Below are 14708 nucleotides of genomic sequence, written 5' to 3'. Positions count from 1 at the left end.
AGTCCGGTACTGACGATCAGAACACCGACAAGTAGCAGGATGAAACGCTCTTTGTTGCGCCACCAGGAATTCCAGATGAACTTAAGCATCGGCAAACCCCTCCTGGAGTAAGATGTACTGTCTTATGATGGACCTTGCATTAACCATTAATTGAGGTGACGTGTAGCTATGGATGTGTACCGATTCAGTCATGGATGAATCCTCCTTTGAAAGAACGTTTTTTATTCCATATGTAAGTTAAAAAATCCAATCATTACCTAATTATAATTGAAGATTAAGAAAGTGAGCTAAAAAAACAGAAAAATCAGAAAAATTGGTTGGTCATTCAACTAAATATTATGAAACTTGAAGGAATGTAAAAGCGTTAATGAATTGACACACGTCATACATTAAAACGAGAGAAAGGAGAGGATGGTCGTGAGCGAATCTATTGTTTATTTTGTAATTCTTATCCCTCTACTAGTGTTTGCTATCGTTCTATCGAAAGGAAAAGGTGCATCATTGCTTGCAGGATATAATACGTTGTCTGAAAGTAAGAAACAAGACTATGACGAAGTCGCCCTATGTCAATTTATGGGTAAAATCATGTACGGCGTTTGTTTTAGCATCCTGTTGATTGCTGGGAGCGAGCTGTTTGGATATCACTCTTTGTTTAGTTTAGGCGTCATGCTACTATTCTTTCTTATTGTATTCGCAGTCGTCTATTCGAACACGAATGACCGATTCAAGAAAAAGAGATTATTCTGTTCACGTCAGCAAGATCTCCATCATTTAAACCATAATGAGAAATCCTTTAAGACGATTAACATCAAATGACTTTCGTCGTTCATATGAAGATATCAATCCTCATCAATCGTGTATGAAAAAATGTGTATGGGTAATTCCGTCGTCTCGATCGTCTCGACCAATGTCCATCCTAATTTTTTATAATATGCTGAAGCGTTTTCTGTTTTTAAATAGATTGTTGTGATCTGTCGTGATTTGGCGTAGACGATTAATTGATTGATGAGTTGCTGCGCGATCCCTTGATTCCGATAGACTTTTTCAACGAATAAAGAAGCGAGCCAAGGCGTATAGGCTGGTCGTTCGTTCAAGTCATTTTCAAAGAGGGAAACGGTTCCGATACACGTGGCATCATCTAAGGCAACGAACGTTACAGGATACGGTACACTTGGCTTTTTGTCTAAAAAGGCTTTTATTTGTTCATAGGGTACCGACCCTTTTTTCTTTTGAACGAATTCGGTATGAATCATTGTGGCAACCACTTCTAATTGTTCAGGATGATTCGATAATGTATCAATGATCATCTTCTCATCCTCCTTTCTACAATTGTTGTATCGATCATTAAATTAATGCGTCCTGTAATAGTTATTCAAAACAATACATCTGTCCTCATCAGAATAAAGGAGCTTTGGAATGAACTTCGAACAATACTTGCAACAACATTTTGGGAAGGTGAACTTATTTGATCGTTCCTTTGTTGAGAAGGATTTAGTATTCCACGTAGACTTAGTGAAGGACCTGTATCAGTTAAAGAAAAATTCAGATGAAATCAACGAGGAATACTTCAAACAGGCATACCAAAAATCAAACGACTTGTTTGAGGATCTATTCCGAGAAGAGGAGCCTCTTTATTTCGTCGTACATGTGAGAAGGGAGCGCGGTAAGTATCAAAAGTCAGCGACGAAAGTATTCCGTCACTTAAAAAGAAGAGAAGATCAATACAACATAAAGTTCGTAGAGAAAATGATGGATGAAGAAGAGCAGGTATCCGAATATGCCGTGTTATTACCGAACAAAAACACATTAGATTATAAGCGTTTAATCAAAGCGATCTGCCATCAGGATTTCCCGGCGCTGCAACCAAGATTTCGTCAAACATATACAGACTATCCGGAAGTCTTTTTCGTGAACGTGGATCGAAAGATCGTCATGAATATCTATGATGATCGCGGTTGTTTTCTCCTGTTCGGTGATTCAGCAACGTATAACGTGTTCAAGAAGAAATATCGTCATGATCTCAGTTAATCTTTAACCGTGTTTTCATCGGTTAGCGAAACGTTCAAGCTAGTGCCAAGAAGCCGATTACTGAAAAAATAAAAAGAACCAATAGAGAAGTGAGTAATGTTAACGCAAGGATTTTCCCCGTATTTCTTAGACTAATGATGGCGCACACTAGCGCAAGCAATAGTCCAGCTAACATATAGTTCGTACCCCAAAAACCATTGAACGGCAAGAGCTTAACAGTAAGGAAAGTGAAAACCACAATACCGATTGAGATCCATCCTAGGTGCTTTCGCATAAACTGCCTCCTCTTAAAATGAATACATATAGTCATAATTTGGTTCTTTTTTAGCATATCATTACAAATGTTTACAGCGAAAGAGTTTTGTAATCGTCGCTTAAAGATATCCTGAATGAACGCGTGTCATACACCAGCTCGTCACGAAACATACCAACAAGCAGAAAACAATTGAACAGTCATCGACCAACAAACAATCCCTCACTCTAATTAGAATGAGGGATTGTTTCGTTTCGTCATTAAAACGTCAACTCAATCATATTACCTTCCGGGTCCGCGATCGTACTTTCATAATACCCGTCACCCGTCGTCCGGGGACCGTCAAGATGTTGTACACCGGCATCCTGTAACCGAGCTGTCCAGTCATCGACTGCTTGTTTACTGCCGAGCGAAAAGGCGAAGTGGGCATACCCGAGCGCATTCATTGTCCGTTCCGTGATATCCGTCCGTTGCATCAACTCAAGACGCGCACCACTCGAGAACGTCAGGAAATACGACGTGAACCCTTTCGTCGGATTATGATACCGCTCGCCTGCCGTAGCATCAAAATGTGTTTCGTAGAATTGACGCATCCCGTCAAGGTCTGCCACCCAGAGGGCGATATGTTCAATCTTCATCTCCATTCCTCCTTTTTTCAAGACGCTTTTGCCAATCGCTGTCTGAATAACATCCGGTTCAAGCCTTCCGTAGCGACCAGCATCAAGAAGATGAGACTGATCGTGAACCAATGGAACAACGATAAGGAGTAGGACGTCGCCAGCCATCCGAACAATGGCGGCATGAAGGTACTACCGGTATAAGCAAATGCCATTTGTACCCCCATCAGCCGTTGCGCCGCAGCCTCCCCGAAGCGAACCGGTGTCTCATGGAGCATTGCCGGGTAAATCGGTGCGAGACCAAGACCGACAAGTACGAAACCAAGCGGCATCCAGGCAGCGGGTGCGAGGATGAAACAGGCTGCTCCGACGAATGCCGTCCATTGACCGACACGAATCAAACGACGATTCGACCAGCGTAGCGATAGAAAACCACTGATGAATCGACCCGCGGTGATGCTTCCGTAGTAGACGGAAATCCACGTCGCTGCTGATGTTACGGAAAAGGACCGGACTTGGACAAGATAACTACTGCCCCACAGCCCGACGACCGCCTCAACCCCGCAATAAAAGCAAAACGCTGCGAGAGCGGCAATCAATCCGCGTGGTTTTCCGGACGACGTACTCACGGTCTGAACCTGTTCAGACACCTGTTTCGGAGCCCGCTTCCAAAGCGGTAAGCTGACGATTAAGACAATCATCAAGACGAGTTGCAATGCGCCGACGACGAGGTAACCAACACGCCAGCCGGAATCGAGCAATACACCAGCCATGATGAGCGGACCAGCCGTCGCACCGATGCCCCAGAAGCAATGGAGCCAGTTCATATGATGTGCTTGATAATGGGTGGCGACGAAATGATTTAACGCCGCGTCGACGACTCCAGCACCGAGTCCAAGCGGGATCGCAAGGACGAAGAGCCAAATCAAGGACGGAGCAACGAAAAAACCGATCAATGCCAGTGCCGTCAAACCGGCAGAAGCTGCCGTGATCGGACCCGTAGAATAACGTTCGATCAAGCGACCGCTAAACAGACTCGAAACGATCGTTCCGGCAGCGATCGTCATGAAGAGCCAACCTGCCATGTCGAGCGGTGCGTCGAGATCGAGCCGCATCACAGGCCACGCCGTACCGAGTAACGCATCCGGAAGACCAAGACTGATGAAAGCGAGATAAATCAAAGGTAATAGTAGACGGGTCATCGGGCGAGTCCTCCTAACGGAATTTGTTCAATGAATGACTGGATGCTCAGTTGCATCAGACCATCTAAATAATCAGTTTCCCAGTCACCTTGCCGCAACCGAGGTAATTTGTCGAGCGGAAAGCGCTTGGCACATCGTTCCGTCAACCGTGCTAATCCGTCATCCGAGACATCTGACGCTGTAAACAAGATGACATCTGGGTTCAAGGTGACGCTAAACGAGAGGATGATTCGACATAATGCCTCATACCAATCGTCAGAGTGTGGTGCAGTCGTTGCGAGGACTTGACCGACATTTCGTTTCTCGTCAAACGGGATGAACGAGATCTCTCCAGCGAAGTGATGCGCTCCGCGGACGACATGACCGGAAACGGCGATGCCAGCGCCCGGTCCGTTCGTCCCGAGATACACATAGACAGTCGTCTCGTTATCAGAAGCTTGGGCACGGACCGCCGTGTTCATATCATTTTCGACGATGACGGGTCGCTTGAACAGTTCCGTCAGTTCTTGTTGCAAAGGGCGACCGTCAAGCGTCGGATAATCTGGGGCGAACAGGATCGTTCCGGTGGTATCAACGGCACCGGCAACACCAATCGCAAGCGTTTGAATAGATGGATGATCGTTAAGTAATGTTGTCAGCGTTTTCAATAAAACAGATCCATGATCCGACGAATCGAAGTTCAGGAGATCCGTTGCGATCAGATGTCCACTGACGTCGTGGATGCGATACTGCAGATACGTGCGTTCGAGATAAAGAGCAAGTCCATGAAAGTGATCCGCGCGATAGCGATACCGTTTTGCCGGACGCCCTCCGCGAACCAATTCAAGTGGTGTCTCTTCAATTTCCCGAGCATCGATCATCAAATCGATCTGTTTGCTCGCAGTCGGAAAACTGACATCCAAGACGTGGCGAATCGCAGGAATTGTATCGAACTGCTCGACTAAAAAAGCGTGACGTGTACGTGAAATGAGTTCAGTCAAAAAAAGACCTCCAATCTAAATCACTTATTAAAATTTTTTAATAAGTATCAATTTGAGTATAGCAGATTCAGGGATGAAAACAAGTTTAAAAAAGAGGTGTAGGATATGAATATTTAGAGAAATCACGTTTCATTCTATCGTTGTCTGGATATAGTAAAAGAAGTTAAAAAATTTTAGTCATATATCTTTAGTCCATACTATTCCGATTTGAAATATCTTGGATAGCCTGTAACAGGAGGTAGATGACGAGAGGAGCTTATAATCATGACTACCCAACTATCAACCGACCTAGGATCCCAAGATATTTTAGCCTCCCTGCGAGATAATGTTGCGATGATTCGATTCGACCGGCAACGTCGTGTCGTCGACGTTAATGGTTTATTCGCAAAGACGATGAAGTATAAACGAGAAGAAATGATCGGGATGCAGCATCATCTCTTCTGCACGACGGAGTTTGCAATGAGTGATGGTTACCAAGCATTTTGGCAGAAGCTGTTTAGTGGCTTCAGTACGGCAGATAAAATTGAACGCATCGATGCGCATGGTCAATCGATTTGGCTAGAAGCAACCTATATGCCGATTTACGATGGAACGGAAGTGACCGGTGTCTTGAAGATTGCCTCCGATATTACGGATCGGCAGCAGACGATTCAACAATTCGCGACTTCGTTTGATGCGATCGCTAGTGATTTGAATACGCGGTCGACGCATGGCGAGCAGGAAAGCGAAGCGTTACGGCGAACAATCGAACAGATGGCTGAGACGACCCGTGATAACCATCAGACGATTGAACGATTGCAACGTCAGGCGCAGGACATCTCTCAAGTGACGGAGACGATCAAAACCATTGCGTCACAGACGAATCTCTTGTCACTCAATGCATCAATCGAGGCAGCGCGAGCCGGAGAACACGGCAAAGGATTCAATGTCGTCGCGACGGAAGTCCGAAATCTCTCAAAGCTCGTCGAACAAGCCGTCGTCGATGTCCGGCAAACGACGCAGCGAATGAATGATGAACTGCAGCGGATTGCCCGTGCGATGACGCAAGCAACGTCGGATGCGCAAGCAAGCGTCAAGGTCGTCGCGGAAACGGTCGATCGTTTCCATGACGTGCAGAGTGCGGCATCGTCGTTAACGGAGACAGCGCGAGACTTTACAAAAGCCATTTAAGTGAGAGACGGCATTCCGATAACCGGAGTGCCGTTTTGTATAAAAAGTACCCCTATACTTTGGAATAATATGTTAATATACTACAAAACGAAAAGGGAGCGAACTTCTGATGAATATCCGTACTGCCCGTCCTGACGATTTTCAGGCCTTGATTCCATTGTTTCAGCAAATCCACGATCAACACGTCGCCTTACGACCTGATCATTACCGTCCGCACGAGATGCCGGTTCCGGAAGACTTATTTCTGTCGCAACTCGAGAATCCGGATTATGCATTACTCGTTGCGGAACAAGATGGGCTTGCCGGTGTGATCGTCCTAAAGGAAGACATCGTCGAAGGAAGCGGCTTCGTCTTCGATACGCATTACTTACGCGTCATCAGTCTCGTCGTTGCGGATACGCATCAAAAACAAGGCGTCGGGAGACGATTGATGCAAGCCGCTTACGCGCACGCGGAAACGATTGGCTGTGACAAAATCGAACTCGGCGTCGATGACGCCAATCAGGAAGCGATCGCCTTTTACGAGGCACTCGGAATGGCTGTCCGCTCGAGACGAATGGAATGGAACGTGACGTCAAGCAGGGAAACGTCGATGTGATGTCAAACAACAGGTACTAGAAAGGAGAGAGGTCATGTTCAGATTACAAGTATCCGATCACGTATCGCTTCAATTGTTTGAACGGCACCATGCGGAAGGATTATTCGCCCTCGTCGATGCCAATCGTGCCCATCTTCGCGAATGGCTCGGTTGGGTCGATGGTGCAACAGATGCCAATACATATCAGGAGATCGTCATCCCAGCATGGCTGCAACAGTTCGCCGATGGCAACGGCTTTACATGCGGCATTTATCTTCAGGACGAGCTCATCGGAACGATCAGTTTACATGAAATTAATCGGAATCTCGGGCAAACGTCGATCGGCTATTATCTAGGAGAAAAGGGCCTTCGAAAAGGCGTCATGACGGACGTTGTCCGGTTCGTCACGAACTATTGTTTCGAGACGCTCGGCTTGAACCGTGTCGTCATCGAGTGTGCGACTGGAAACGTCCGGAGCAGACGAATTCCGGAACGACTCGGCTTCACGGAAGAAGGCGTCTTACGGGATGCTGAAAAATTGTACGGGACGTATCACGACCTGCAGGTCTATGCGATGTTACGACGGGACTGGACGAAATCGCAGGAGGTGGCCGCATGCGTATCGAGCAAATGAGTCAAGCGACGTATGACGCTTACTTACCGGTCGCAATCGAGGAGTATGCGGCAGAGAAGTGTCGTGCTGGTACGTGGTCAGAAAACGAATCGCTCGAGAAGGCGACAGAAGAATTCGCAACATTGTTGCCAGAAGGGCTGAAGACGAAGGATCACTACTTATTTACGTTTCGTGACGAGACAGGTAACGATCTTGGAATGGTCTGGGTTCATGTGACAGAAGAATCACGCGGACGTTGCGCTTTCATCTACGACGTCAAGATTACGTCCGATAAACAGAACCAGGGCTACGGCAAGGAAGCGCTTCGCTTACTGGAAGCGATGTTGAAGCGGATGAACGTCAAGAAGGTTTCCTTACACGTCTTCGCGCATAACGAACGTGCGATTCATGTCTATGAATCGCTTGGATATGAAAAAACGGATTATTATATGTCGAAACGTCTCGATGACAGCCATTAAAAAGCTTCCTCTTGCGCAAGCAGGAGGAAGCTTTTTCGTTTAACGCCACGTCTGTAAGGTATTCGCGAACTGGATGTTCGTCTCCAGTTCTCCTGTGATCTCGCTTGCTGTGAAGTCATTGCCAGCGAGCCAGTCGGCAAAGTCGAACGTGACCGGCTCCTGATCACCACCGAGCGCGAACCAGACCTTCAATTCTTCCGGGAAGTAGGCAGACGTATGAATCGTTCCCGCCCACTGTGCATATAAATCAGCGAAGACGCCTTTATCGGTATCGTTGAGTAGTCGAAAAGCGGACTCCGCATCTTGAATCATATGTTGATGCGTCTTTAACTCCATCATCCGACGTTTCGAGTCATCCAGGTGATAGCGGTTTTCATGCTGTAGCAAATCAAAGTGATTCGTGCACATGTTTGTCTCGCGCACTTGCACATCCCGCGCCGTCGCCTCGATGACGAACGAACGCGCGGATTTATCATGGACGACGTACGTGAACGATCCGCGATGTGGAATCTCCTTGACGAGTGAGATCGCATCGTCGACCGACGTACACATCTCGAGGATGATCCGCCCAATCATGAAACTGACGAACCCGTCTCCCGGGCGGCGACGGTTGATGAAGTTATAGCCCATCGCAAGCCCATGTTCATTCATCCCGTCCATCCGCCCGGTCACCCGTGAAGCGGGACCGATAATTGCTGATCCGCCATCGTTCGGTTGAAAGACGGAAAATCGACCATCGTATGTCATCGGATGATAGTCGTAATTGCGGACGAGGAAATTATCACCGGTCATGATCGAACAACCACTTTTCGGTCCTTCGACCCGGTAATGCCCGAAATGTAGTAACGTATCCGGCAGCGATAGTTCAAGTTCGTCTTGAAGTCCGAGTAGCTCGTCCCAAATATGCGGGGCGTAGCGGAGGAACATCTCCTTCGTCTCGACCGGATCGACTTGAAAGCGCGGAACACGGATCTTCCAGTTGTCCTCCCGGTTATGGAGCAACTGGTTTCGTTTGACGTAACGTCCTTGTTCGCGACCGAATTCATAATGACTGCCGCGGAATTGTGTGATCTCATTGGCTACACGTTGCATACGATTCATCCTTTCTTCAACTGCTGTATGCTGATTATATCGAACGCGAGCGAGAAAGTCGTATGGCAAGTCTTTACTGAAGCACATCTAAAGTATGGGAATATTGAAAAAATAGTCAACTTTTTCATTCTTGAACCGATAACAAAAACGGGAGGGGATGGAATGAAACACATGTCAGTCAGACGGAAGATACAAGCTTTGATCGCAACAGCCGTCGTTGCGATGCTTTTGATTGCGGGAGCAGGACTTTATTTCTTAAATCAGATGTCGAATGCTTCCCGAGCGATGTATCAGGAAAACTTATTACCGATCCAGGAAGTGGCTCAAATCCGGATTGATACACGCGCGCTCGATTCGTTTTTAGTCGAGATGATGTTAACGAAGGACGAGACGCGGGTCACGGAACTGCAAGCTGACATCGATACGCGTCAGGAACAGATTCGCGCATCAGTCACGAAAATCGAAAAAACAGGGCAATTCGATGCTAAAGAGAAGAAACAGCTCGAAGAATTAAAGGATAATGTCCTCGCCTATGATAATTCGATGACGATCGTCCAGGATGCGGCGACGCGCAACGAAACCGAAGAAGCCTATACGGCATACACGCAAGGTCTGGAACAAGTCCGGGATAACGTCGCAAATTCTGCGAAGTCGTTGATGGCTTCGATGACAAAACAAGCGAAGACGTTAGACGCTCAGAATCAAGCAGAAAAACAAACGGCCTTTTACTTAATGCTCGGCACCTTTTTACTCGCGGTTCTCTTGTTTGCAGGACTTGCAATGTACATTACACGTCTCATCACGCGTCCGATTCGTCAATTGCAGGGATGGATGGATCAATCGGGGAACGGGGACTTGACCGTCCGTGGAACATACGACTCAAAAGACGAGCTTGGACAGTTGACGACGTCTTTCAATGAAATGATTGCGTCACAGCAACAAGTCGTGCTTGAACTAACCGGTACGGCTGACCGTGTCGCTGTTGCGTCGGACGAACTCAGCGTCAACGCGGAATCGACGACGAAAGCAACAGAAATGGTCGCTGTGACGATGGAAGAGATGGCAAGCGGTGCTAGTCAACAATTGCATCAAGTATCGGATGCCTCACGGACGATCGAAGAATTGACGACATCGGTCCGTTACGTCGCCGGTAATGCCCAACAAATGACGGAACGCACTGCGGATGCGATGGAAAAAGTCGCTCTCGGTGGTCAAGTCGTCGGAACACTCAGTACCCAAATGGGACGGATTCAAGAAGATGTCTCTCGACTGAGCCACGTCATTGACGGTCTTGGTAACCGATCGCAGGAAATCGGACAAATCACGGATTCGATTAAAGGTGTCGCGGCACAGACGAACTTGCTCGCGTTAAACGCAGCAATCGAAGCAGCACGCGCTGGCGAACAAGGACGCGGATTCGCCGTCGTCGCAGCGGAAGTCAAGACGCTCGCGGAGCAGTCGGCGGTCTCGGCAAAACAAATCGAGTCGTTGATTCGGGTCATTCAACAAGAGACGGAAGCATCGGTCGCCTCGATGGAGAAAGTCTCAACCGAGATGACGAGTGGAATTGCAGTCGTCGATCAAGCCGGTGCCTCATTCTCAGAAATCGAGACAGCAATCACCGACGTGACAGGGCACGTCGAAGAAGTGTCCGGTGCCGTACAGGAAATGGCGGCAGCGAGTGAGCAGATCGCATCCGTCATGCGAACGATTCAAGCAGTGACGGAAGGGACTGCTGCCGGAACACAAAACATCTCCGCTTCGACGGAGGAGCAGATGGCGTCGATGGAAGAAATCTCATCCGCGTCGCAGTCACTCGCGACGATGGCGGATGATTTAAAACAAGTCACAGGCAGATTCACCGTGTAAGATATTGAACGACGACCATGAGGTAATTCATCATGGTCGTTTTTTTATTTGGGGTAATGAATGGAAAACAAGCAGGGGAGTAAGCGTGTGGCGTCGTATGTACAGGTTAAGCAAGAATGACACAAAGCAGCAGATAGATGTTATGAAAGTGATTGAAGAAATTGTTTGACAGCACGACGGGACGTCAGATGGATGACTTGTTTATCGGACGTCGCTGTAAGCGTTGAAAGAATACTCGGTCGCTTATCGATCGGGAAACGCCAAATCCATTTCAGAAAATCGAACGATAGTTTCTCGGGACAGCCTGCCGCCATATCCGGTCGACCGGTCTTGCGATAGCGCCATGTCCTTTTCAATGCCCGGTACAGACAGAGTGTCCGTGGTAGGTCAAGGAAGATGATCGTATCGGCGGCATCAATTCGTAAATCGAGCGTTCCAGCGTAATTACCGTCGATGATCCACGTGTCGCGCGTTATAAGTGTTTGTTGAATCTGGCGTTGTTCCTCACGCGAAACTGCTTCCCAGTTCGGACGCCATAATAAGCTGTCGAGGTGATCAACGGGATAGTTTAGTTTTTTTGCCCATCTCGCGGGCAAGCGTCGATTTACCGGATCCGCCGGAACCAATCAAGATGATTTTTCGCATACAACACCTCCTATTTTTTGTCATAGGAATTGATCATAACATGGTTTTCTAGTCGAGGATAGAACGAAAGGAGTGAATGAGATGGTACCGAATTTCATAATCGAAGGGATGACGATCGTTTTTACACTACTCGTAATCGGTTGCGGCGTGATATTCCTGCCGCAGCGATGGAAGCGGTATGGCTTGATTTTACTTGGGTTGGTGGCAATCGGGTGCAGTTCCTTTTGGTACATCCGACCGACGCTCGTCAATCAACAGATTGCTGAGGATGAGAAATTGCTTAAGATAGAACTAGCACGTCGATTCCCGGATGAAGTCTACACTACAAAAACACAAAAATTTTCGTATGAGTCTTCGGCGAATCCGGCTTCAATCGAAGTCGAATTTGCAAATGAACCTGACGTAACTTATTTTCTAGATATGGATGGGAACCGGATTAGGCTTTCAAGTTTTATCTTTAAAAACGGGGGATTTCCACAGGATTTACAGCATGAATTCAAATAAAGACCGGATGCTCAAAACATCCGGTCTTTTGATTAAGTGGATTTCAATTTTTGCGTTGCGGACATCGTCTTGACAGCGAAGAAGGCAATCAGACCGAATCCGACCTTGTTGATCAAGTCAGCGAAGTTATAGATCAATTCGCGGACGAGTTGCACTTCGATACCGGGTGCAAACAAGGTGACCGCGTAACCGACCGGATAGATCGCCCATCCGATTAAGATGAACAAGCGCATCTGCAGCAAGGCGTTACGAATCGGGGCAGGCTTATCTTCAGCGGCTTTCGTGACGTTCGTGAACAAGAGATAAATGATATAAAACCATGCGATACAACAGACGACGTATGCCCAAAGACCGAGTTGCGTGAAGCCACCCGCTAGATTGATGGACGACTCTCCGATGTAACCACCGATGATCATGATGATGTCCGCGATGACGAGTTTCGTCAGAAGCGAACGCCCTTTCCCACCTTTTAAACCGAGTAACAGCGGAAACTTGATCAGCAAGAGAGGCGTCGTCACGAGCCAATCGATGTAGCGGATTTCAGTCGGAAAACCATCGATCTCAGACAACAAACCCGATTCCCCTACAGCTTGCTTCATGAAATAGTAATGAATCGCAGCGACGAACGTGACGAGAGCAGCGACTGTTGCGGTCGAGCGGTATTCCGGGGCAAGGGAATTTCGTTCGACGAGAAAATAGAGCGTACCGGCGGCCATTCCGACGAATCCGACCCAGAACATGTACTGGGTCGCAAGGACGAGAAGGTTAACGTCTTCCATGTTGTTTCGACTCCTTTTCGTAAGTGGATACGACCTTTCATACTTTTATTTTACTGACGATACAAACTTCAGACACCACGTCGAAACGCTCTTGATGTGCGGTATATCAACGGTTTGACAACATTTTGACACACTTGAGGAGGAGTGACGGATGTCGATTAAACGAACGGATCATATCAGCCTGAACGTCTTGAATCTAGAAGAAGCGATTTACTTTTTTTCACTTTGTGGTCTCGAAGTACGCGGACGTTGGGAGATGAAAGGAGAGTTACTCGATCGTTTATTGAATCTAGAGGGAGCGGAGACGGAGTGTGCTGCACTCGGATTACCAAGTGAACCGATATGGCTCGAACTCGTTCGGTTCAAACACCCGCGCGACACGGCTTCCGTAATCCAATCCGTCCATGCGATTGGATTGCGTCATCTCTGTTTTGAAGTAACAGAACTCGCTGCGCTCGTCGAACGTTTAGCGGACAATGGATATCAGTCGATTGGCGACGTCGCGAATTACGAAAATGAGTATCGCCTATGTTACGTAAGAGGACCAGAAGGCGTGATCATTGAGTTGGCAGAAAAAATCGGACCTGTCTAAGACTGGTCCGATGTATATTTTTAAGAACAACAGGAAGTCGATGATTGTGGCAGGGAAACTTTGCACACACCCGTCTCCGGTAATGATAACTTGACCTGCTTGGCACGTGCCTCGTCTCCGACAAGAAAAGCAACGACTGATCGAACTTGTTCATAACCGGTCGCAAGCAGGAAGGTCGGAGCACGACCGTAACTTTTTGCACCGACCAGATAAAGTCCGAGATCTGGATGACGTAACTCCGCTTCTCCATGTGGACGGACAGTTCCGCAACTATGAAGGTTCGGATCAATCAGAGGAGCAAGTATTCGACTACTCTCGGTGACAGGGTCGATGTCAAGCCGTACTTCCTCGAGGAACGAAAAGTCGGGTCGACTTCCTGCGTTGACGATCAACTGATCGATGTGATGAAGGGACCGACCATCTTGAGCAGTGATGTCAAACGACTTCCCTTTCGATTCAATGGATCGGATCTTGAAGCTGGAGTGAACCCTAATCTGATCTCGTTCAACGAGCTGACGGATACGAGAACCGAGTGCTCCGCGACCTTCCAATGCATCCTTGTCTTCTCCGCCGTAGGCTTGAACTGGGTCCGATTTGCGAAGGATCCAATGAATCTCCGTTTCAGGATGTTGTGCTTTAATGGAAACGAGTTCAAGGAGCGAGTTCAAAGCCGAGTGCCCGCTACCGATGACAGCAACGGATTGATTCGCGAAAACAACAGTATCACGTTTCGCATCTACGATCGAATACCGGACAGGTAAGTTCTGCTCGATTTCGACTCGATGTCCGGAACTGATTGCAGGGTTTGGTCGCCCGAGGACGCCAGACGCATCGATGACCGCGCGAGCGAGAATATGTTTACGACCATTCGGCGTGTCTATGACTAATTCGAACGGCGTTGCTTCACGTGAGGCATTTGTCATCTTGTCTAGACCTGCCCGTGAGATCGAGAGAATCTCATGTTGGAAATATAGAGAGGGAGCAATTTCCGGTAATGCAGCAAGTGGGGCAAGGTATTGTTTGATCAATTCAGTTCCGGTCGGCACAGCATCGTTTGCTGGTGCGACCCAGTCCGTCAGCTCGAGCAAGTGACGTGCTGCGTCACTAATATTGTATTGCCACGTCGAAAACATCCGGACGTGTTCCCATTGTTTGATATGGTGGGCAATCGAAGGACCTTTCTCAAATAGTAAAAACGATTGACATTCCACTACAAGTTGAGCTGCAGCTGCAAGACCGATCGGACCGGCACCGATGATGACGATGGGGTGGGAAGAAGCGTATGACATGAATAAATCCTCCTTTTTA

The 14708-nt window shown here is 47.7% G+C and carries 16 protein-coding genes and 1 pseudogene; 9 read left to right on the top strand and 8 right to left on the bottom strand.

The window, feature by feature from the left end:
* Positions 1 to 417: 417 nt before the first annotated feature.
* Positions 418 to 816, top strand: a complete 399-nt coding sequence (locus B3G15_RS15005; protein WP_069940646.1) for a DUF3784 domain-containing protein — start codon at positions 418 to 420, stop codon at positions 814 to 816.
* Between the two features lie 23 nt (positions 817 to 839).
* Here the strand turns inward: B3G15_RS15005 and B3G15_RS15000 are convergent, their stop codons facing one another.
* Entirely contained in the window at positions 840 to 1307 is a 468-nt protein-coding gene (locus B3G15_RS15000; protein ID WP_069940647.1) for a GNAT family N-acetyltransferase, read from the bottom strand.
* Between the two features lie 109 nt (positions 1308 to 1416).
* On the opposite strand from B3G15_RS15000, the gene B3G15_RS14995 reads away from it, so the two are divergent.
* Positions 1417 to 2028, top strand: coding sequence for a DUF3885 domain-containing protein (locus B3G15_RS14995; protein WP_069940648.1), 612 nt, complete (start codon positions 1417 to 1419; stop codon positions 2026 to 2028).
* Between the two features lie 513 nt (positions 2029 to 2541).
* Here the strand turns inward: B3G15_RS14995 and B3G15_RS14990 are convergent.
* The 3 genes from B3G15_RS14990 to B3G15_RS14980 are packed head-to-tail and all read right to left on the bottom strand — an operon-like array spanning position 2542 to position 5080.
* A complete protein-coding gene (locus B3G15_RS14990; RefSeq protein WP_069940650.1) occupies positions 2542 to 2919 on the bottom strand; it encodes a VOC family protein in 378 nt (125 codons plus the stop codon).
* Between the two features lie 17 nt (positions 2920 to 2936).
* Positions 2937 to 4100, bottom strand: coding sequence for an MFS transporter (locus B3G15_RS14985; RefSeq protein WP_214808651.1), 1164 nt, complete (start codon positions 4098 to 4100; stop codon positions 2937 to 2939).
* Positions 4097 to 5080: an ROK family protein gene (locus B3G15_RS14980; protein ID WP_083254802.1), complete on the bottom strand. Its 984-nt coding sequence runs from the start codon at positions 5078 to 5080 to the stop codon at positions 4097 to 4099. The genes B3G15_RS14985 and B3G15_RS14980 overlap by 4 nt, the downstream gene beginning before the upstream one ends.
* Before the next feature lie 264 nt (positions 5081 to 5344).
* Between B3G15_RS14980 and B3G15_RS14975 the strand changes: the two genes are divergently transcribed.
* From B3G15_RS14975 to B3G15_RS14960, 4 genes are all read left to right on the top strand, one after another.
* The gene (locus tag B3G15_RS14975; protein WP_069940652.1) at positions 5345 to 6250 is read left to right on the top strand and encodes a methyl-accepting chemotaxis protein; all 906 of its coding nucleotides are present in this window, start codon (positions 5345 to 5347) and stop codon (positions 6248 to 6250) included.
* A 109-nt stretch (positions 6251 to 6359) separates the two neighbouring features.
* The gene (locus B3G15_RS14970; protein WP_069940653.1) at positions 6360 to 6848 is read left to right on the top strand and encodes a GNAT family N-acetyltransferase; all 489 of its coding nucleotides are present in this window, start codon (positions 6360 to 6362) and stop codon (positions 6846 to 6848) included.
* A gap of 34 nt (positions 6849 to 6882) precedes the next feature.
* Positions 6883 to 7461 (top strand): GNAT family N-acetyltransferase, encoded by a 579-nt coding sequence (locus tag B3G15_RS14965; protein ID WP_069940654.1) that lies wholly within the window; start codon positions 6883 to 6885, stop codon positions 7459 to 7461.
* The gene (locus B3G15_RS14960; protein WP_069940655.1) at positions 7443 to 7919 is read left to right on the top strand and encodes a GNAT family N-acetyltransferase; all 477 of its coding nucleotides are present in this window, start codon (positions 7443 to 7445) and stop codon (positions 7917 to 7919) included. The genes B3G15_RS14965 and B3G15_RS14960 overlap by 19 nt, the downstream gene beginning before the upstream one ends.
* A 39-nt stretch (positions 7920 to 7958) precedes the next feature.
* Here the strand turns inward: B3G15_RS14960 and B3G15_RS14955 are convergent, their stop codons facing one another.
* Positions 7959 to 9011, bottom strand: a complete 1053-nt coding sequence (locus B3G15_RS14955) for a C45 family autoproteolytic acyltransferase/hydolase (protein WP_214723140.1) — start codon at positions 9009 to 9011, stop codon at positions 7959 to 7961.
* Between the two features lie 162 nt (positions 9012 to 9173).
* Between B3G15_RS14955 and B3G15_RS14950 the strand changes: the two genes are divergently transcribed.
* Positions 9174 to 10880 (top strand): methyl-accepting chemotaxis protein, encoded by a 1707-nt coding sequence (locus tag B3G15_RS14950; protein WP_290722134.1) that lies wholly within the window; start codon positions 9174 to 9176, stop codon positions 10878 to 10880.
* A gap of 140 nt (positions 10881 to 11020) precedes the next feature.
* Here the strand turns inward: B3G15_RS14950 and B3G15_RS14945 are convergent.
* Positions 11021 to 11525, bottom strand: a pseudogene (locus B3G15_RS14945) (DNA topology modulation protein).
* 81 nt (positions 11526 to 11606) lie between these two features.
* Between B3G15_RS14945 and B3G15_RS14940 the strand changes: the two are divergent.
* Entirely contained in the window at positions 11607 to 12029 is a 423-nt protein-coding gene (locus B3G15_RS14940; RefSeq protein ID WP_290722132.1) for a hypothetical protein, read from the top strand.
* A 32-nt stretch (positions 12030 to 12061) separates the two neighbouring features.
* On the opposite strand, the gene B3G15_RS14935 is transcribed toward B3G15_RS14940, so the two are convergent.
* Positions 12062 to 12808, bottom strand: a complete 747-nt coding sequence (locus tag B3G15_RS14935; protein WP_290722130.1) for a bacteriorhodopsin — start codon at positions 12806 to 12808, stop codon at positions 12062 to 12064.
* Positions 12809 to 12959: 151 nt separating this feature from the next.
* On the opposite strand from B3G15_RS14935, the gene B3G15_RS14930 reads away from it, so the two are divergent.
* Entirely contained in the window at positions 12960 to 13400 is a 441-nt protein-coding gene (locus B3G15_RS14930) for a VOC family protein (protein WP_214857595.1), read from the top strand.
* Positions 13401 to 13420: 20 nt separating this feature from the next.
* On the opposite strand, the gene B3G15_RS14925 is transcribed toward B3G15_RS14930, so the two are convergent.
* On the bottom strand, positions 13421 to 14689 hold the full coding sequence (locus tag B3G15_RS14925) for an NAD(P)-binding domain-containing protein (protein WP_290722126.1): 1269 nt from the start codon (positions 14687 to 14689) through the stop codon (positions 13421 to 13423).
* Positions 14690 to 14708 lie beyond the last annotated feature (19 nt).

The organism is Exiguobacterium sp. UBA1053, from assembly GCF_002316465.1.
Classification (GTDB): Bacteria; Bacillota; Bacilli; order Exiguobacteriales; family Exiguobacteriaceae; genus Exiguobacterium_A; species Exiguobacterium_A abrahamii.
This window is presented reverse-complemented; position numbering and strand designations above follow the sequence as displayed.